Source organism: Legionella anisa (assembly GCF_001467525.1).
Taxonomy (GTDB): Bacteria; Pseudomonadota; Gammaproteobacteria; order Legionellales; family Legionellaceae; genus Legionella; species Legionella anisa.
In genome coordinates this window covers 210,557-229,734 of record NZ_LNXS01000001.1, presented here as the reverse complement: position 1 = coordinate 229,734, position 19,178 = coordinate 210,557, and the positions used below count along the sequence as shown (strand labels likewise).

Here is a 19,178-nt window from a genome sequence, read left to right as displayed (position 1 = left end):
AGATGAGAATATTGAATAAGAGAGTTTCCATGCAATATCAGCCAATTATGAAGCAAATAAGAGCGGCCATCTCCAAAAATGATGCTGATCAATTATTGAATATTACTTCAGCAGATTGGGTAATGGTTTATTTATATACAGATCATATTTTCCTAAACTCATTTACCGTTGAGCAAGAAAATTTTGATTTATATGATTCAGATGAGATTTTGTCCTTAGATTTTCCTTTAAAAGAGTCTTCGATTTCTTGCTTCAAGCATAGCGAAGATGATGGTTATAGTAGTTCAATGGAAGTTTCACACGAGTTTGGTTTAGATAATAGCTTAATGTGGCCACTTTTCTTCAGTCGTGCAAACTATAAAGATGGGAAATTAATTACCCAATATGAATTATTACAACATTTTGTTCATGCTAATGGTTTGTATTTGGATAATGAAAAGGGTACTTTCAATTTAATAAACGAGGATGGTGATGTAGAACCAAGGGCATTAATAATAGTTGAGCAGAATTTTAATTTAATACTTTTTGAAAGAAAAGCATTAGATTATTACTTGGGTTATGCAAATCATTTTTTAGTACGTTTTTTTGAGTTAAAAGAATTAGAGAGTCCTCTGCAATGGAGTATTAGTAGTTTACAAACTTCAAGAATCAAACGAAGAATTTATGAATATGAAGATATACCACGGTTTAAAGGTGCAGAGGTAATCCAAACAGTCTATTCAATTGAGCAGATTGAAAAAGGCGATCCTAAGAAATACGAGAATTTTATTATTACTGATTTTAAAAATAGTAAAATAGTCGAATGGTCTTGTGCTCCAGAAATGCTTGATAATTACTATAAAGATACTGGTAAACCTTTTCAGACAAGCCCAGCATTTTTTAATCCAGAAGTATTGTCTAAATATAAAAATAATCATGAGAAATATGAGGTCAGAGATCGGGGAATTCATTGCTATGGAAGTTGGAGTTTGAAGTCTTACTCAATAAATGATGAAGGACAGGTGCACGCTTATATTTATTGTTTAGGGCAATTACCCCATAAAGAACAGCTTCATTGGAAGCAGTATAATGAAGAGCCAAAAGCGGGGATTTCAAAAGTCGCTTATAACACGGATTTTTTAGCTGAATTCGATGAAGAAGAAAGTTCTCTTAGAGCGATAAAACAAAAATTAGCCAATTTTCCTCCTTATTCTTTAGATAAGGAAAAATTTGTATTATGGGCTCCTAAAGGGGGTGATATTGATATGCTATTAAAGCAGATTCACCCAGTTATTACTGATATCAAAAAAGAGTATTTAGATTATTTGTTGAATTTGACTATTTTAGTTATTGATGGATTACAGGAAAAGGTCATTCGTAGATTAGTAAATGCTGAAGAGAATAAGAGGAGCCTTGAGTGTTTGGAGATACTTTTGAAAAACTGGGGTTCTCCAAATGCAGATAAGATAATGAAAGCACTAAGGTGCTTGCAAGCTAAAAGAAGTAAATATGCTGGCCATGGTGGTGGTAAAATTGATTTTGATATTAAAGAGGATTCTTTGGCAATTACTTATGAAATTAATGAGGCTATACACTTGTTAAGTGAGGAAATTGATAAAAATAGCAGGTAAAGGAATTTATTTTAAATGCCCCATGTTATTGGGATGAGTTGCTATTTGTTATTTCTGAGTGCCCCATCAGTGCCCCTCAGACCGTTTCAGTTTTTACTACTCGTAACTACTTGATTTTATTGGTGGGCCCACTAGGACTTGAACCTAGGACCAACGGATTATGAGGAGTATGTTAAAAGTCTAAGGGCAAGATAAAGCTATAGTGATTCCTGTTGAATACCTTTTAATTTATTAAATTTGTTTAAGGTATCTTTGGTTATTTGAACGATTTTATCATCATCAAAATTAAATTTATCAACGGCAATTTCTTTGATGATGCCATTAATTTGAATAATGAGTTTTTGGCAATACTCTTCAATGTTTGTAGTCTTCTGCTCATCTTTATTATCAGACTTACTGTTCATCACCATCAGTCCAATTTCAACAAGCCGTGTTGTCGTATAAGAGAGTGAATCATTCTCCTTACCGGCTATTTTAATTATTTGTTTATGAAGATTGTCAGGTAAGGTCACGGTGATTCTAGCCATAATATAACCTCTTTTTCGATTGTGTTGGATGTCTGGCTGATGCATCCATGCACGCCACCCCTAATTACAATTAGATCATATTAGGCTATATATTTCAACTGGTTACGAGTGTCAGTATGCAGATCTGCATCAGATAAATCTGACAAAATATTTAAAAGTGATGCACATTTGCATACTGGTTTTTGATTGCTATTTAGCAAATATTTAGTGTTTCGTAGCCGATTCTTGCAAATATGATTTTATATTGAATAAATACAATGAGTTACACACACAGCAACCAGTTGCGAAAGGTGTGGTGCGACAAGATAAGTCGCTGTTTTGAGTTGTTAATCGGAAGGAATTTCGAAAACCATTTGTATCGTCAGATGAACCTACGGGAGTTAATAAAGCCTCCCTGACAATGTAGTGAAACTACAGCTGAAGGGCTGATAGTGAGATGTTAACATCCGAAAGGAAGTAAATCTACCTGATAGCCAAAATCGGGATAGCTACTAGGTAGCTGGTATGGTGAACATAAGTGAATCTGTGATAAAGGTCGTAACTCGCAACAAGCGCAATTGGCTGAATCGCTTGAACCAAAAGGTACGAAAGGTAGCTGGGGAAATCACACGAACCCCACACGATTACGAAACTTTCCGGCCGAGAGCAGACACCTAACCCGGCATTACTTGAACAGCGGAACTTGGAAACCCTATATTTCTCTTCGTAAGAAGACAGTAGCCTGCAAAGGCTGCCTATGGAAGTGTAGGCTTGGGATATCGGAAAAAGCGAAGGCCAATTTGTAATGAGTTGGATACGGGTTTCAATGTCACCCGGTCTGAAAAGAAGCCCACGTCCGATTGGTCTTTCATTGCGAAAGAATTTGCAGAATTTGTAGAAGTGAGGAAAGCAAATGACGGATAATTTATTATCTGGTGCGCCTGACGCATTCATCTTAAATACAAAGTGGGATCAGCTCGACTGGCCTAGTATTGAGAAAAATGTATACAGACTTCAAGTGCGTATCGCAAAGGCAGTGAGTAATAAACAGCACGGAAAAGTGAAGTCATTGCAATGGCTGCTGGTTAATTCCATCAGCGCAAAACTTCTTGCAGTGAGACGAGTAACGACAGCAAAAGGAAGCAAGACGCCTGGTATTGATGGTGTTGTTTGGACAACATCAGAAGAAAAATGCGAGGCGGTGCGCAACCTAAAAGCAAGAGGGTATAAGGCAACTCCGCTTCGAAGGATTTACATCCCGAAGAAGAATGGAAAAGAGCGTCCACTAAGCATACCCACTTTGAAAGATCGGGCAATGCAAGCACTCTATTTGTTAGCATTAGAACCCGTTGGAGAGACTACAGCTGATCTAAATTCCTATGGATTTAGACCAAAGCGAAGTACTCATGACGCGATATACCAGTGCTATGCAACCTTGGCACGGAAAAATTGCGCTCAATGGATTTTAGAAGGCGACATTAAGGCCTGTTTTGATGAAATTGATCATGGATGGCTCAAAAGTAATATCATAATAGATCAACGAGTGCTAACACAGTGGTTGCAGGCAGGCTACATGGAAAAGAATCAATTATTTGAAACAGCACGAGGTACTCCGCAAGGTGGTCCAGCCTCACCACTGCTCGCAAATATGGTTCTAGACGGACTTGAGAGGGAAATTCACTCCGGCTGTGGGCAAGGCAATAAAATAAATTATATTCGTTTTGCCGATGATTTCATCGTAACTGCAAACAGTCCTGATATCCTCAAAGAAAAAGTGATGCCGATAATTTCAAACTTTCTTGCACAACGAGGTCTTTCATTGTCACAGGAAAAAACCAAAATTGTGCATATCGAGGAAGGCTTTGATTTTCTCGGATTTAATGTCAGGAAATATAAGGGTAAGTTCTTAACTACGCCCTCAAAAGACAGCATTAAATCCGTACAAATGAAAATCAAAGAGACCGTCAAGAAAGGATATGGTTGGAAAGGCTCGGAGCTTATCTCAGCGCTGAATCCTATCATAAAAGGATGGGCTAACTATCATCGAAAAGTCGTCTCAAAAGCAACATTTTCCGAACTGGATAATTACATATATCAAGAAACATTCCGTTGGACGATGAGGAAGTTTAGTGGTCATAATCGCTATAAAGCAATGGATCGTTATTTTCGAAATCGTAGCCTTACAAGGCGCTGGATTTTTAGTGACGTGGTTAAGGCCAAGGACGGTACGAAGAAGTATGTTTGTATTAACAAAATGATGGATATAAAAATACAACGACACGTCAAAATTAGGTCGAGCGCCAACCCCTATCTACCCGAGTATGTTAAATACTTTGAAGATAGAAAAAAATGGGCTAAAGACTGCTCCTTTGTTCAACGAATAAAGGACAAACAATTGAATGTTATTGGTAGCGAATACCTGCTGGGTGAATAGCTTCAGAAAGGCTTGAGCGTAGTGCGGTGAAAGTCGCATGCTGCGTTCTTAGGCTTACTATTACCCATAACTAAGAAAGAGCAAGATTCCAACCTTCCGCAAGGTCGACTAATCTTTTCCATCCTCTCCACAATGTTATAGGACCAGGTTCCCCATCGTTTTTACGGGCTAAAAAGCCGCCTAGCTGAGCTATCCATTTCACGGCTTCTTTTATTGTGGGTGGTGTTTCAGGATAGTGTTTTGTATGATGTATTTTGGTATACAAGACGTTCCATTCCTCATTAGCCAATAAGAACGAACAAGGAAGATCGGGGCTTTCTCTAGCAACTAGTGTGATAAAAAAAATTCGCCATGCAATGACACTCATTATTGTAAGAAAGCGAACTAATCTATCGGCTGCACCGAGCCTGCATTCTTCAACTTTAAAACCAGATTTTAAGATTTTGTGAAAAATTTCTATCCTCCATCTTAAGCAATACCATTGTATTTTTTCTACTGCCTCTTCAAAATTATTAATGTCTATGTTGGTCAACAACATCCAATTCATAGGCTCTTCGCCCAGAGGAGGAGATTGTTCTATGACATACACTGCATTTAGTTTTAAATCAGGGAGTGTTCTGGTTTTACGTTTCACGTTATTTTTAGGAGGGTTCATCACAAAATGATCAAACCTTACTTCTAATGTTGCTGTTCTTTTAGGCTTATTATCTCGAGCAGGAATAGTGACTTGAATTTCCCCCCGACAAGGCGAACCACTCACCAAATCCCATAATTTTTCACCACTTTTTTTAGAGTAAATTGATGTCTTATTTACTGTTCTATCTTGACGTGCCCTCACTACAAAAGGACATTGATTTGTCGATGCTACTTCAAATAAATCATAAATATCTGCCTCTCTATCACAAACAGTAACCACCTTAGCATTTTTTAAATCCGGATAATTATTAGAGTGTTCGAGAGACTCGATCCAACGCATACTTTCTTTTTCCTCTATAGGAAGAGCGATATTATGACTTCTTTTTTTCAACTCCTTTACTGTCTCATCTAAAAGCGGTCTAGAACTAATTTTTTGATCCAGTAATCCTATAGGCAGGCCTTCTGTAGTTACTGCAAATGTGGTATGCATTACCAATCCATGAGTTTGAAAATTAGTTGTTTTAGAGCGAACTCTAGCTGCTATAATTCCTAATCCTTCAGTCTTTTTATGATTTTTATAAGAAATATAACTCGTATCCTGGATGGCTAAAATAGTTGGATAGTTCTTGGCTCTTTCAATAGTTTTAGTGATATGACTATCAAGGATTTTTCTTTCCGATACAGCATCATTTTGAAAAAATCTATAAGCTGCTTTACTTTGATGCCAATCGTCACATGCTCGATTTATTGAACATTCAGGGGAGTTGGCAAAGCTATCTGCTATTTTTAGAAGTCTTTTACTTAATCGTTTATCACCAAAATTAACTATTCCGAACTCACTCTCTGCCCATCCAGAAGATGAGTTATTTTGATTCCCTTTTATCATTTGCTCTCATTATCAGTCAAAATACTGCCCTTATTTATAACAGAGAGTTAAATTAAAGAAAAAGTTTTTCTTATAATTTATAGACTTATGGGTAATAGTAAGGTTCTTAGGGGACGGGATCGGGGCAACTCGATCCTGTTACCCGACCTGTCTTCTTTTTATAGGTTGATTTTATTCATTAATTTTGTACGGAAATTTATGCGAGCATGAAAATATTTTATCAAGCGCAGGACAATTGCGCGTTTGTGATTTTATGCTGAATCTACATTTCGGCTACCCAATTTACAAGTCATGCTCACCCAGCGTTAACCTACTCTGCTCTTTGCTTGTTTCCAGATAGACATCAACTCATCAAAAGTTTGTCCTTCCAAATTAATGAGTTTCATTTCATGAGCAATCATTTTGACAGCGCGGAGCCGCCGCTCAAATTTTTCCACGGTTTGTTGCAGTGTATCTTTGAGATCTAATTTACAAAATACACACAGTGAAAACACGGCATGCAATAGGTCACCTATTTCTTCCTGCAAAGCAGATGAGTTATCATTAATTCCTGCTTTTAAATGCTCATCGACTTCAATACACTCACTTTGGATTTGAGTCATAATCTGATCGGTCGTTTCCCACTGAAAACCAAATTCAGTAGCTTCATTTTCTAATGCTGCAATTTTTTCTAATAGATTCATTAATTATTTCCACGTTATTCTTGTCTACCACGTAAATATAAAACTTTTGTGTTCGATCCAGGATTGACTCGTTCTTCCGTTTCAAAAATCTCCGGTTTTCCCTTAACCAAATCACTCAGCTTTTTGAAACCATAAAGCCTGGAATCAAAGTCTGGTTTTAACTTAGTTAAATAGCCACCAAATGTTCCTATGTATGCCCAACCAGTATCATCGTATGAGTTATTTAATGCTTCTAGAATAAATTCTTTTGGAAATTCTTGTGCTGAGGGTTCATTAGCTTTTGCTTGTTTAACAGGCTGCTTTCTCTTTTTTGACTGGCTAATTAATTGATCAGGTGGTGCTACAGGGCGTAGTACTTCAGTGAAAATAAATTTATTGCAGGCATTACGAAATGCCTCTGGTGTTTTTTTTTCTCCAAATCCAAAAACTTGCAACCCTTCTTCACGAATACGGTTAGCAAGACTTGTAAAATCACTATCACTTGACACGATACAAAAACCACCAAAACGATGCGTATAAAGTAGATCCATAGCATCAATAATAAGTGCACTATCTGTTGCATTTTTTCCAGAAGTAAAAGCAAACTGCTGTACTGGTTTTATAGCGTATTTATGCAATACCTTTTTCCATTGTGCGCTAGATGGTAAGGTGAAATCGCCATAAATTCTCCTTACGATAGCATCTCCATAACCAGCAATCTCAGTTAAAAGACCATCAATAATAACTGCTCGAGCATTATCAGCATCAATAAGTACAGCTAATTTTAACGCGGCTTCATCTGTTGTAATTTTTGTCATGCTAATTGACCTGTTTTATAAATTATTTATTTTTGGAACGATAAAATTTACACTCAACACCATGACCAAGTTCATCTTTATAATATTCCATACCACACTTCTCCATTACTCGATGTGATGCACTATGTTTGAGTGGCGCAAAAGCAATAATATAATCAGAATTGATATTTATTTTACTCCATTCAAGAAGTGCCTCTAGTGCTTCAGATGCATAACCCATACCCCAAAATTTTCTTACAATAAGGTATCCAACTTCAATTTCCCCTGTTTCAATTGGCCCAAATCCACATCGTCCAATGAATTCATGAGTCACCTTATTGAATATAACAAAACCAGGCAATCCTTTATCTCCATAAAGGTTCATAATCTGTTTTATTCTTCGCTTAGTCTGCTCGCGATCTTGTGTTCCATCAGGAAAGAATTTTCTAACTTCTCGGTCTGCATGAAGCTGAGCAACTTGATCTAAGTCCTCATCCTTAATTAAACGCAAAAGCATCCTTGGTGTTTCAATTTTAATGGTCATATTGGTTCACTTATAATCCTATATTTTCTATATATTGAATTTCTTCTTGTGTAAGCTCAAAGTCATATATGTTTAAATCATTATCCATGTGTTGTTGATTTGTAGTGCCGGTTAAAGGCAATATCCCCACTTGGTTTGCAAAGCGAAATATAATTTGCGGGATGGTTTTATCATATTTTACAGCAAGTGATTGCATGTGAGGGTTTAATAAATACCGCTGATTCGCAGTGAGCAAAGAAAATCCTTGATAGATAATCTTGTTTTTTTGACTAAATGTCCTAACGTCTTGATCCCATTGTGTTATGGCGAAACATCTATTTTGTATAAACGACGGCTTTATAGAGACTTTTCTATATAGTTCTTCAACTTGTACCATATTAACGTTAGAAATGCCGAGAAACTTTACCTTTCTACTACACACCAGCTCTTCCATGGCCTGCCAAATTTCTAAATCTGCATCGATTATTCCATGAGATAGTGAAGGGCCATGAAGTATATAGGCGTCAATGTAGTCTGTCTGTAAATGTTCTAGTGAGCTTGCAAAGGATTGCTTGACCTGGTTGGTCAATGAATCAAATTCATCATAAGGTTTTCTATGATCTTGGCCATGTACAGAGGTAAATTTTGTTTGTAGAAATAAATCACTGCGTGTTTTTTGACTAGTTGTTAAAAATTGATCAATTGCATCACCCACGGCTTCTTCAAAATAATGCCTACGTTGATTGGCAGTATCAATCCCTCGAAATCCTGAGTTGAGTGCCTGGAGCACCAAACGTTTTGTGTCATCTTCTTTCCATGCTGTACCATATAAAATAGGGGGAGTGGTTGATGTGTCGTTTTGTTTTATATTCATAATGCCGCCTCCATTGGTGTCACAGCATAACCAAGCATTATCCTCCTCAAAATATAGAGGTATTTTTCGGAGGATAATGAGCTAAGGAACAAAGCCATTAATAGACCCTGTGTCAATTTTATTTTGACTTTGAGCTTTCCACAATTGAGCATAGGCACCATTTTGATTTAGTAGTTCATTGTGGGTACCTTGCTCAATAATCACACCTTTAGCGAGTACCAGAATATTATCTGCATGCGTTACTGTAGAAAGTCTATGTGCAATAATAAGTGTTGTTGTGTTGATCGATATCTGTTTGAGACAGGTCTGAATGTCTTTCTCTGTTTTCATATCCAGTGAAGATGTTGCTTCATCAAAAATAAAAATTTTAGGTTTTTTAAGCAGCATTCTAGCGATGGCCACTCGCTGTTTTTCGCCACCAGACAATTTTAATCCGCGCTCACCAACTCTGGTTTCTAACCCATCAGGCAGTTTTGCCACGAACCTGTCAAGATGTACTGCTTGTATTGCATCCGCCAATTCATCATGAGTGACATGCGGATTTCCATATATCAGGTTATTTCTTAAGGTATCATTGAATAAAGCAGTTTCCTGAGGAACAATACCGAGTATTGCTCTGAGTGATGCATGTTGGATATTGCTAATATTTTGCCCATCAATCTGAATACTCCCCGAATTCAAATCGTAAAGCCGAAAGATTAATCTTGCGAGAGTGGATTTGCCGGATCCTGAGGATCCAACGATTGCAGTAGTGGTACCGGGTTCAACTATAAAGCTAACGTCATCAAGAATTTTTCGATGTTCATTATAAGTAAAATGGACGTGATCAAATTGGATTTTTCCTTCTTTGTACTTAAGTGTTCTGGCATTGGGTTGGTCTTGAATATCGATAGGAATTTTCAGCAACTGAATCGCGGTTTGAAAACGAGCTAAATCATCTCGGGTAACACGAATTCGATAGCCTAGCATGGATAATGGCAGCATGAACATGAATAAATAGCCATGGACCAGTACAAAATCTCCGACATTCATGCTCCCTGCAATGACTCGGCTGCCAGCAAGTAAGAGCATAATAATAACACACATACCGACAATGACATTTTGCATAAGATGAATTTTTGCATCGGCATTTAATGCTCGAGTATCTGCACAGGCCTTTTCTTGTAATTTTTGAGCAGCTGTATTGATTTCATCCTGTTGGGTATTAAAATATTTCACGGTATCCGCATGCAACAGGCTTTCCACCAGATAGGCGTTTGCAGATGCATCTTCATTGTTTTGCTTCATTCTGCATTTTACAATCCATTGAGCGGTGTAATAGCTTAGCAAGATATAAGAAACCAGCATCAACAATAGAACCAATCCAAAAAAAAGATCATAAAAATAGCTCAAAAAAATCATAGCAAAAATTATTTCTATAAGAACCGGCAATATCATCACAATAGGTCGACCAATAAGATCAACAGCAGACGAGTGTGAACGTTCTATGATTGTAAGAATTTCGCCTGATTTACGTTCTCTATGAAATTTTGTGGAAAGCGCTTGTACGTGATCAAAAAGTTCTAAACAAAATTTTCTCGCCCCTTCTAATTCTACAGGAAAAGCTATTACTTGACTGAGGGTGATACAAGCTTTGGATGCACCCCAAACCGATGCATAAGTCAGAATGATGACTAAAGGGGTGCTGTTTAAAAATAGGGCATGTCCAGAGAGTGCATTAATGGCTTCTTTTAAAAAAATGGGGACACACAAATTTAGTGCAATGGAAATCAATATAAATAAGAGAGCCAAGACAACGTGAATTTTTCCTCTTAGGCTGTTCTTTGTCCAAACGCAAGGCCAAAGATAGTAGATAGTTTCTTTAATGCTGGGTAAACTTTCATTCATCATGATGCACTCTTTTGCTGCTGGCTATTCCACATGGAGTAATATAATCCCTTTTTCTCGATTAATTCTTGATGCGTTCCAGCTTCTACGATTTCTCCGTCTTGTAAAACAAGAATGTTGTCAGCATGAATAATCGTACTCAAACGATGTGCAATGACTATACTGGTGGTATGTTTTGTAACTTCCTCAATATTTTCCTGGATATTTTTTTCAGTCTGCGTGTCGAGCGATGCGGTTGCTTCATCAAATAACAAAATACTCGGGTTGCGTAATAAACATCTTGCTATTCCAATCCTCTGGCGTTCTCCTCCTGATAATTTAAAACCCCCTTCACCGATGTTGGTTTCAATTCCTTTGGGGAGGTTTTTTACCATCTCTTCCAAGTGCGCCAGTTGGATTACGTTATTGATTTCACGCTCGGAGATATTTAGAGCACCGTAGCAGAGATTAAACCTCAACGTATTGTTGAAGAGTAGAACTTCTTGTGGAACAATTCCGATTTGTTGGCGTAATGAATGCTTGCTCACAGCAGTAATATCCTGGTCATCTATGAGTATTTGTCCCTGAGTGACTTCAAATAATCCCAGCAATAATCGTGCAATCGTTGATTTACCCGATCCGCTGGGTCCCACAATAGCTGTCATCTTTGCGGGTGGAACTTCGAAGCTTACATTTTTTAAAATGGGGTGTTCTGGTTGGTAACCGAAAGTGACGTTTTTAAAGTGAACATGCGGGCCGGTAATGAATAAAGGTTTTGCATCAGGATGGTCTTGTTCAACTTCATCGGTTTGATCTAATAAATAGGCTGAATATTCTATTTTGGATAAATCATTTTTGGTATCTCGCCAACGCACACTAGCTTCGCTTAAAGGTTCAAATAACTGTAATAAATAGCCATTAATCAGGACAAAGTCACCAATTTTTAACTGTCCAATTAAAATTTGGTACCCTACTTTATAGGACAAAAAGGCAAGACCCCCCGCAATAATGAGTGTTTGTATCACCAAAAATGTACCGTTTCCACTAAATAATGCTGTATTTGCATGAACGCTTTCTTGTAAAAATTGGTCTATTTTTTTATGTTCTACGGTTTGACTGTTGTAGTATTTTACAGTTTCTGTGTTGAGTAGGCTGTCGGTAATTGCGGAACTTACATTTAATTCAGCAATGCTACAATTTTTTTGCAGGACTGTGGATTTTTTTTGAGTGAGTCCATTAAAAACAAGATAGATTCCCAAAATAATAATTAGATAGAGGCCATAGCTTAAGCCATAGAAGTGCCAAATGATTAAAAAAGCGAAGAGAATTTCTAAAAAAACAGGCACAATCCGAAACAATATGTTCGAGATAAGCATCGCGATTGCAAGCTGTGCGCGACTGATAGCGCTGGTTATTTTTCCGGTTTCCTTATCCAGATGAAATTTGTAATTTAAAGCATGAAGGTGTGCAAAGACATGAGTACTATAATCCGCAATTGTTGTACTTATGTTTACAAAAGAAAGCATCTCGCGAATTTTTTCACTGCATCTTGCCAGCATCCAGAGTAATCCATAACAGCAGATCAGCGAGATAATCATCATGCTCGATGTCCTTATCGTACCGGATAATGCAGTTACTATATCTTTAAAAAAAATGGGTACAATTAAATTTAAGGCGAGTGTTGTGAAAACCAAAAATAATGAAAATATGACCCGAAACTTTTTTTTAAAATTATTTTTCGGCCAAAAAAATGGAAAAAAATGGGATATTATCTGTAAACTCGTCAAATAGAGTCCTTATTGATTATTATCATATGATTGAGGAGGATAACATTAAATAATTTAGGAAGTAAAAAAACCGTAGACATTGAGGCAAGCGCAAAATAATTTGTGTTCAAAAAAACATACATTTGTGGAATAATATGAGTCAATCCGTAATGATATTCTATGCACGGACATGTTATTTGAAATAAAAGATTTCTTGATAATGATTGATTTTTGATAGGATAATGATTTAAATTTTTATAAAATAAATAGTGCAAAATTTTGATTGCCAAATTTTGGAGGGACTATGGAATTATTAGATGCAGTTGAGGCATTGGTGAAAAATCCACTCCTTGATACAGTGGCTTTAGAGGATTGGGTTTTAAGTAAAAGCTTGGTTGAATCATATAAAAACTCAGATACACATAAGATCAGGGAGTTAATCACTGATAAAAAGAATTTTTCGGATATGAGCCATGTGATCCCGTATCCGGATATGAGCCATGTTTTTCCAGTGACCAAATAAGGATTTAAGTGAAAGTTGTAGCGTTAGTTGGTACTGGAATTAAAACAATAGCTCATATTACAGAAGAAGCAAAAGGATATATTTCTACTTGTGATAAGGTAATCTACTTAGTTAATGAACCCTTGCTAGAGCGCTATATTCGTAAATTAGCGAAATCATCAGAGTCACTGGATGAAATATACTTTAACTCTAAATCAAGAGAAAGTGCTTATAATAATATTGCACAATATATTTATAGCGCGATAGAAGATGTACGATCATTATGTGTTGTTATATATGGTCATCCATGTGTGTTTGCTACTCCTGGCTTGCTCGCTTTGTCTATGCTTGATGATAGCATTAAAACAGTGGTGTGCCCTGGTATTTCAACTCAAGATTGTTTATATGCCGATCTTAGGTTTGATCCCGCATCTGGAGGTATCCAATCCTTTGATGCTACGGAATATCTTCTATATGATAAAGTAGTAGATCCTTCTTCTCATGTAGTAATTTACCAGATTGGTATGGTTGGAAATCTGGGTTTACCAACAAATAAAATCAATTTTGAGGCTCTTAATTTTATTAAAAAAAAATTAATCGAACTCTATAAAAAAGAAAAAAAAGCGGTTATTTACGAAGCCGCTCTTTATCCTGGTACTCATCCAAAGATATCTGAATTTGATTTAGAGCAACTTGATAGGCAAGAGTTAACAACACTGTCTACTTTGTATATTCCTCCCGATAAAATACAACGAATGCCGAGTTCTGATGCATTAAGGTTATTAAATCAAGTGGCATAGTTTAGTGGATGTATCTAATTTTTATTTAATGTGAGGGATTACAATGAGCTCAACAGTCAGCTCTTCTAAAGTAGGGTTCTCTTTTAGTGATTTACCAGTCACTTGTAAATTATTATTGGCTCTTTCTTTTATAGAGGCTATTGGAGGCGGCCTATCTTACCATATTGCGTATTTTTTTAGTGTAAGCACCAATTTTAATAAATTAAATATAGGCTTCTTAGGCTTTTCAATGGGGATTGGAGCTATTTTGGGCAGTATATGTGGTGGATACGTTACGGGAAAAGCACAAGCAAAGGGTATAATTGGGGCAAGTTTCTTACTCATGGGCGTCGCATTTGTTATTCTAGCAAAAGTGAGTTCTTTTCATTTATCTGTTGTCTTTGTATTGTTAATGGGATTTGGGATCAACTTGTTCATCACTTGCAGTAACTCATCTTTCTTGCAGATTTCAAAAAATACCAATCACAGTTTAACGATTGCCCAATCCTATAAAAATGCACTGGAAAATACTGGTGGTATTGTGGCAATGGTTTTGATAATGCTTTTAGCGCAAAATCATTTTAAATTAGCAATGACTTTGGTCGGCGTTACTTTGATATTGTTTTCAATAGTTATTTTTCTAAAATTAGAAATCAGTAATCAGGATGTGGCCGCAAAACCCAGTAATAAAGAAGAAATTGAGTCAGTCTATAGCTCGCTTATTCCAATGTTATTTTCAGTATTTTGCATCGGTTTAACTTATGGGATACAAAAAACAGTACTAGGCATTCACTTAAACGAAACAATAGGAAATTCTTTAATCATTGGATTTTTTTTCGCAACTGATCCCATTTTAATCGCATTATTTCAAGTAAAATTATCAAAAAGGATTGAGCGATTCAATAAACATATAGTTGCTTGTATCGGCTGTATTTTATTAGGGGTGTCAACGTTTGCTATGGGCCTGTCTTCTACAATACAAGGAATGTTTTGTTCGCTTTTAGTATTTACTCTTGGTGAAATGTTGTTTATGGCGTACTCCGTTGCATTATGTCATCAATATGGAAGCTCTAATCACAGTGGCCTAGGTATAGGGGCGTGGCGCAGCGCATATGCATTAGGCATGATGATTGGCCCTCTCATATCAGGAGTAGCAATGTATTATTTCAATGCCCAAAGTGCTTGGACAATATCTTCTTTGCTTTGTTTCATGAGTGCCTTCTTAGTATTTAATTCTAAAAGAGCACAGCGATTAGAAGCTGTTTATTGAGATGCATCCTTTAAAAAAAGGCGCATCTTGACAAAAAGTGTCATTGCTTAAATGATGCACTCCAGAATCATTTTTTAATAAATGATGAATGTCCGAAAGCCAATTTTTTTTATTCTCAAACCCATGGTAATAAACAAATTGAGCTTTTTTGGCTTTTTCTTCAAGAATTGTACCAGCCCATTCTTCATGATTAGAGGAAAATAGTTCTTTATATTTATTTGTAACGATTTTCATATTTTCAAGCTCAGAAATTAGAGTCGCTCTTTTTCTGGACAACCCTTGATATGGTCGAAAAATAGGATGTTGAAGCGAAAAATATACTGGATTTTTTTCAACATGTTTTTTAGGTATTAATATAGACGGTTCTGTTTTTAGCTTATAAATGTCTTTTAAAACGTAGCCTATCCATGATGCAGGCAAGAACTCATCGGTATTGGTAAACGAAAACCCATATTTTTCACCTATGAGAATTTCAAAGATATATTTAGCGGTATCTTGAATAAAAAAATCTCGTTCTAAATTTGACTTATCAAAAGCAACCCTAAAAATATGTTGATAATAGTCCCCATAGTAGGTGTAAGCATAATAATGTAGATAATACTTAAAGAAATATTTATTAATATTGATCCACTCAGGATTATTAACAATGTTATCTATCCATTTTTCAGAGAAGTAAACAATAGAGGCCCTCCATTTACTTTCAGCAGGGCAAGATTGGTAAATTCGTTTAAAAAATTCACTGTGATCATGGTATGAATTGGGGATGGTGCAATCAATTCCAGATCGAATAAGACGATTATGGCTTCTTTTGCATCCAATATTTTGTATTACAAGAGTGGTTTGTGCCCCAGCTTTTACAGACAGTATGCCATTAGGCAAGTATCGTTTAAGTGGTTTTATCTGGGTTACATGTCCAATGTTAAAAAAATCCCCTTTCTTATCTATGTAAACAGGATGCGTTTCATTTTCTGAATCACCTCTTAAGTACCATTCAAAGCACTTATCTAATACAAGACCTAATGGACAACTGTGAAATCCATAAAAGAGGTCTTTAGTAATTGGTTCTTGAGATGAAAAATTATTAAGAGTTTGAAGCTTTCCTTGGTGCGGAATATAAAAGGTTTCAGAATCACCAATTAAATCACCATATCCAAAGTTAAAAACATATAGTGGGAAATCTTTTCCTGGCGCAATTTCATCAACTAAGAAAAAAAACTCAGGATTAGAGCGTTTTACTTCCTCTCTAATTTCATCCCAACAAACTCTAGTAAAATTCCTACAAAATTCCATATTAGTCTTTTTGTTAATTAATTTGCTTTTTATTTTGAATTAAAATGCGTATTTGCCAAAGATTTTAGTGATATAAATGACAAACATATTATGCTCTAATCAAATCAAGCTTGTCAAATAAGTAAAGTACGTTGTTGTTGTCGTAATAAGGATTTTAATCATGAAGATTGTAAGTGAACAGGTTATTAATGGAGAGCGTATTGCGACTCAGGTTATTGATACAATCTTAAGCAGTACAGAACACAATCTTGTTACATTATCCGATATATTTGGGATATCTTTAAATAAGCTTGTTCTGAAAAAGGGGTTTTCAAATGATGAGATCTTAATGATTGTAAAGATAGGAAATTCTTTATTCATTAATTAATAAAATACTTTAGCCCCATTCTTTACCCAACCTATTATTTGAAACATTGATGCTGATTCAAATCGAATTTGTGGCCAGTCCGGATTGATAGGTGAGCATATAAACGTATTGTCTTCTGAGCTTATTTTTCTAAATAAGTTCTCTTCTGTAGCGTTAATATGAATCAGTACTAAATCGCAGTGGTTCTGTTTTTCTTTACAGAAAGTAACTAGGTCACCTGCATTATAAATAGGAGACATACTTTTATCGTGCACAATAAAAGCAAAATCATCATGCGTTATGTTGTCTTGAATTGATGAAGGTATTGGGAGGTAACCTTCAATTTTAGATGAGGCATTGATTATAGGGATCGTTTGGAAGGGATGATCCTTCATAGGTTTGTGGTCAATATCTAAAAATAATAACCATGTTGGAGAAACACCCAATGCACTACCGAGTATTTCTGCATCTTTAAACCTGGGCGTTCTTGTTCCTCGTTCCCAATTACTAATTCGTTGCGCTGAAAAACCAGTGACTTCAGCCAACTGCACTGCAGTGAATTTTTTGTTTTTTCGCGACTCTTTAATTCTTAACCCTATTTTTAATTTTATATCCATATAAATACCTTGCAAAATAAACATAATTGTTTATTATAAACGTTATCGTTTATATTTGTGTGTATTGTTTACCTAGCGTTTATTATACACATAAGTTGAATGAACAGTAACAAATAAACAAACCGATTTAGATAAAAAAATATGTTTAGGCGTTTTCTGTAGCTATCTACAGAATAAGTTGAAAAGGAGTATTCGTTGTGGAAAATAACTTTAGGCTACAAATCTGTAAGAACATCATTAATTATCTATTAGAGTCAACTAACTATACTCTAAAAGACATTGCTGCTTTACTAAATTGCTCAATAAGACAATTACGTTCTATTTATTTCGATGAGTTAATGCCAACTAATCTATATTGCGAACGGGATCTTGTGAGGCTTTATCATTTAATTCTTGAACTCAATACTAATAAATATGTGCACCAGGGTTATAAATGGGGTTGCTTATGAATACTTTTAATATTGAAGAGGCTTCAAAGTTTCTAGGCGCCCACAGGGAAACTATCCGACGAATGGCTGCATCAGGTGAACTACCTGGAGTAAAGATAGGGCGAGGTTGGCGTTTTATAGAACAAGATCTTGCGATGTATATGCGAAACAAGTACTCTACTTGCGATGCATCGTGGGGTGTCGATATAGGAGATAATAAATGGCACTCACGAAAAAAAATGGGTTTTGGTGGATCGACGTCACCTTCGGTGACAAGCGTATACGCAGAAGCACTAGGACTAAAGTAAAACAACAAGCGCAACAATTCCATGATAATTTTCTACAAGATCTATGGAGTAACAAGCATACCAAATTACCCCAACAGAAATCGTGGGTAGATGCTGTTGTGCGATGGTTAGAGGAATCAGCGCATAAACGAAGTTTAGTTACGGATAAATTTCATTTGGCCTTTCTGGACCCTTATCTTGGCCAGAAAACGTTAGATGAAATTAACGCCGAATTAATTGAATTTATTGCGCAAGAAAAAGAGCGGACTAATGTTACTCCAACGACGGTCAACCGAATGTTGGAAATTATACGTGCTATTTTAAACAAAGCTCATAAGGAATGGCAGTGGATAAACACCATGCCATTATTCAGAATGAGAAAAGTTGAAAATAAACGTATACGTTGGTTGAGTAGGGGACAGGCTAATAAATTGATTCAGGAGCTACCAAATCATTTGAAAGATATGGCAGCTTTTACTTTGGCAACTGGTTTACGCCAATCTAATGTTACTCAATTGCAGTGGAGTGAAGTGGATTTAATTAGAAAACATGCACTCATTCACCCTGATCAATCTAAAACAAAGAAGGCTATCCCTGTTCCTTTAAACTCTCAGGCAATTGTCATTATAGAAAAACAAGTGGGCTTACATCCCACATTTGTATTTACCTATTTTGGTAAGCCTGTTACGCGATGTAATAATCATGCTTGGCAAAAAGCGTTGATTCGGGCAGGAATCAAAGATTTTCGCTGGCATGACTTGCGTCACACTTGGGCAAGTTGGCATGTGCAAAATGGTACCTCATTGCAAGAATTACAGCAATTAGGTGGATGGTCAGAATATGAAATGGTGTTACGTTACGCGCATCTTTCAAGTGACCATTTAAAGGTGGCAGCGGAAAGAATTACAAAAAATTCTGGCACGTTTTCGTCACTGTAACTTGGTTTTTACGGCACGTTTCGATCCAGGCAACCGTTAACTACCTGATTTTAAAGGGTTTAAATGGTGCGCTCGGAGGGACTCGAACCCCCGACACCTTGGTTCGAAGCCAAGTACTCTATCCAGCTGAGCTACGAGCGCAATGGGGTATGGATTGAATA

At 36.3% G+C, this 19,178-nt stretch carries 18 protein-coding genes and 1 tRNA gene; 8 read left to right on the top strand and 11 right to left on the bottom strand.

All coding sequences use genetic code 11. From position 1 onward, the window contains the following. The first annotated feature begins 29 nt into the window (after nucleotides 1–29). Nucleotides 30–1,610, top strand: coding sequence for a hypothetical protein (locus Lani_RS01045; protein ID WP_015444249.1), 1,581 nt, complete (start codon nucleotides 30–32; stop codon nucleotides 1,608–1,610). A gap of 197 nt (nucleotides 1,611–1,807) precedes the next feature. Here the strand turns inward: Lani_RS01045 and Lani_RS01040 are convergent, their stop codons facing one another. Beyond that, on the bottom strand, nucleotides 1,808–2,137 hold the full coding sequence (locus Lani_RS01040) for a hypothetical protein (protein ID WP_223499473.1): 330 nt from the start codon (nucleotides 2,135–2,137) through the stop codon (nucleotides 1,808–1,810). An 892-nt stretch (nucleotides 2,138–3,029) separates the two neighbouring features. Between Lani_RS01040 and ltrA the strand changes: the two genes are divergently transcribed. Continuing rightward, on the top strand, nucleotides 3,030–4,550 hold the full coding sequence (ltrA, locus tag Lani_RS01035; protein WP_010947783.1) for a group II intron reverse transcriptase/maturase: 1,521 nt from the start codon (nucleotides 3,030–3,032) through the stop codon (nucleotides 4,548–4,550). Between the two features lie 70 nt (nucleotides 4,551–4,620). Here ltrA and Lani_RS01030 read toward each other — a convergent pair whose 3' ends face one another. The 7 genes from Lani_RS01030 to Lani_RS01000 all read right to left on the bottom strand — a co-directional run bounded on the left by Lani_RS01030 (nucleotide 4,621) and on the right by Lani_RS01000 (nucleotide 12,581). Beyond that, nucleotides 4,621–6,072: an IS4-like element ISLpn5 family transposase gene (locus tag Lani_RS01030; RefSeq protein ID WP_010947782.1), complete on the bottom strand. Its 1,452-nt coding sequence runs from the start codon at nucleotides 6,070–6,072 to the stop codon at nucleotides 4,621–4,623. Between the two features lie 305 nt (nucleotides 6,073–6,377). Continuing rightward, on the bottom strand, nucleotides 6,378–6,755 hold the full coding sequence (locus Lani_RS01025; RefSeq protein WP_010947781.1) for a MazG nucleotide pyrophosphohydrolase domain-containing protein: 378 nt from the start codon (nucleotides 6,753–6,755) through the stop codon (nucleotides 6,378–6,380). A 14-nt stretch (nucleotides 6,756–6,769) separates the two neighbouring features. Next, entirely contained in the window at nucleotides 6,770–7,552 is a 783-nt protein-coding gene (locus Lani_RS01020) for an NYN domain-containing protein (RefSeq protein ID WP_010947780.1), read from the bottom strand. Between the two features lie 22 nt (nucleotides 7,553–7,574). Further along, nucleotides 7,575–8,075 (bottom strand): GNAT family N-acetyltransferase, encoded by a 501-nt coding sequence (locus tag Lani_RS01015; protein WP_010947779.1) that lies wholly within the window; start codon nucleotides 8,073–8,075, stop codon nucleotides 7,575–7,577. A 10-nt stretch (nucleotides 8,076–8,085) separates the two neighbouring features. Next, a complete protein-coding gene (locus Lani_RS01010; RefSeq protein ID WP_010947778.1) occupies nucleotides 8,086–8,928 on the bottom strand; it encodes an aldo/keto reductase family protein in 843 nt (280 codons plus the stop codon). Nucleotides 8,929–9,009: 81 nt separating this feature from the next. Continuing rightward, nucleotides 9,010–10,818, bottom strand: coding sequence for an ABCB family ABC transporter ATP-binding protein/permease (locus Lani_RS01005; protein ID WP_010947777.1), 1,809 nt, complete (start codon nucleotides 10,816–10,818; stop codon nucleotides 9,010–9,012). Then, on the bottom strand, nucleotides 10,815–12,581 hold the full coding sequence (locus Lani_RS01000; RefSeq protein ID WP_010947776.1) for an ABCB family ABC transporter ATP-binding protein/permease: 1,767 nt from the start codon (nucleotides 12,579–12,581) through the stop codon (nucleotides 10,815–10,817). Before Lani_RS01000 ends, Lani_RS01005 begins: the two co-directional genes overlap by 4 nt. Before the next feature lie 283 nt (nucleotides 12,582–12,864). Between Lani_RS01000 and Lani_RS00995 the strand changes: the two genes are divergently transcribed. Genes Lani_RS00995 through Lani_RS00985 form a run of 3 tightly spaced genes read left to right on the top strand, consistent with a single transcriptional unit; the run spans nucleotide 12,865 to nucleotide 15,111 of the window. After that, complete coding sequence (locus Lani_RS00995) at nucleotides 12,865–13,083, top strand: hypothetical protein (protein WP_015444251.1); 219 nt, start codon at nucleotides 12,865–12,867, stop codon at nucleotides 13,081–13,083. A gap of 8 nt (nucleotides 13,084–13,091) precedes the next feature. Then, nucleotides 13,092–13,862, top strand: coding sequence for an SAM-dependent methyltransferase (locus Lani_RS00990; RefSeq protein WP_010947775.1), 771 nt, complete (start codon nucleotides 13,092–13,094; stop codon nucleotides 13,860–13,862). A gap of 43 nt (nucleotides 13,863–13,905) precedes the next feature. After that, nucleotides 13,906–15,111 (top strand): MFS transporter, encoded by a 1,206-nt coding sequence (locus Lani_RS00985; RefSeq protein ID WP_010947774.1) that lies wholly within the window; start codon nucleotides 13,906–13,908, stop codon nucleotides 15,109–15,111. Here the strand turns inward: Lani_RS00985 and Lani_RS00980 are convergent. Then, nucleotides 15,094–16,401 (bottom strand): hypothetical protein, encoded by a 1,308-nt coding sequence (locus Lani_RS00980; RefSeq protein WP_010947773.1) that lies wholly within the window; start codon nucleotides 16,399–16,401, stop codon nucleotides 15,094–15,096. The genes Lani_RS00985 and Lani_RS00980 overlap by 18 nt on opposite strands. Nucleotides 16,402–16,561: 160 nt before the next feature. Here Lani_RS00980 and Lani_RS00975 point away from each other — a divergent pair, with 160 nt between their 5' ends. After that, on the top strand, nucleotides 16,562–16,768 hold the full coding sequence (locus tag Lani_RS00975) for a hypothetical protein (protein WP_021436844.1): 207 nt from the start codon (nucleotides 16,562–16,564) through the stop codon (nucleotides 16,766–16,768). Here Lani_RS00975 and Lani_RS00970 read toward each other — a convergent pair. Beyond that, nucleotides 16,765–17,364, bottom strand: a complete 600-nt coding sequence (locus Lani_RS00970) for a helix-turn-helix domain-containing protein (protein ID WP_015444252.1) — start codon at nucleotides 17,362–17,364, stop codon at nucleotides 16,765–16,767. The two genes, Lani_RS00975 and Lani_RS00970, sit on opposite strands and share 4 nt — an antisense overlap. A gap of 445 nt (nucleotides 17,365–17,809) precedes the next feature. Here Lani_RS00970 and Lani_RS00960 point away from each other — a divergent pair, with 445 nt between their 5' ends. After that, nucleotides 17,810–18,100: a helix-turn-helix domain-containing protein gene (locus tag Lani_RS00960; protein WP_025862379.1), complete on the top strand. Its 291-nt coding sequence runs from the start codon at nucleotides 17,810–17,812 to the stop codon at nucleotides 18,098–18,100. Further along, on the top strand, nucleotides 18,013–19,017 hold the full coding sequence (locus Lani_RS00955) for a tyrosine-type recombinase/integrase (protein ID WP_010947770.1): 1,005 nt from the start codon (nucleotides 18,013–18,015) through the stop codon (nucleotides 19,015–19,017). Before Lani_RS00960 ends, Lani_RS00955 begins: the two co-directional genes overlap by 88 nt. 64 nt (nucleotides 19,018–19,081) lie before the next feature. On the opposite strand, the gene Lani_RS00950 is transcribed toward Lani_RS00955, so the two are convergent. Continuing rightward, nucleotides 19,082–19,158, bottom strand: a tRNA-Arg gene (locus tag Lani_RS00950). Between the last annotated feature and the right edge of the window lie 20 nt (nucleotides 19,159–19,178).